Raw genomic sequence first — 363 nt, forward strand, 5'->3', positions numbered from 1 at the left:
GGAGCAATCCCTTACCGCGCACGTCGGCCATGAACGGAAAGCGTTTCGCCAATCCTCTCAGTTCTTCGATCAGCACATCGCCCATGGCGGCGGCGTTGGCGATAAGGTCAAGCCGGTCCATCTCGCTAAGCACGGCAAGGCCGGCGGCGCAGGCGAGCGGGTTGCCGGCATAGGTGTGGCCGTGCTGGAAGCCGCCGGAGACGAGCAGCGGCTCGACCAGCCGCATGGGTGCCGCCAGCGCGCCGAGCGGCGCGTAGCCCGAGCCCAGCACTTTCGAGAGCGCGACGATGTCGGGCCTGCAGTTCAAATGGTCGCCGCCGAGGAACCTGCCGGTGGGGCCGGCGCCGCTAATCACCTCGTCAT

Annotated in this window: 1 protein-coding gene; it reads right to left on the minus strand. The window is 67.5% G+C overall.

Annotation, left to right across the window (positions count from 1 at the left end):
- Positions 1-363, minus strand: a 363-nt coding sequence (locus tag EN818_RS31115) for an aminotransferase class III-fold pyridoxal phosphate-dependent enzyme (RefSeq protein WP_135906652.1), incomplete at both ends; no start/stop codon positions are given.

It is taken from the genome of Mesorhizobium sp. M3A.F.Ca.ET.175.01.1.1 (assembly GCF_004791945.1).
Lineage (GTDB): Bacteria > Pseudomonadota > Alphaproteobacteria > Rhizobiales > Rhizobiaceae > Mesorhizobium.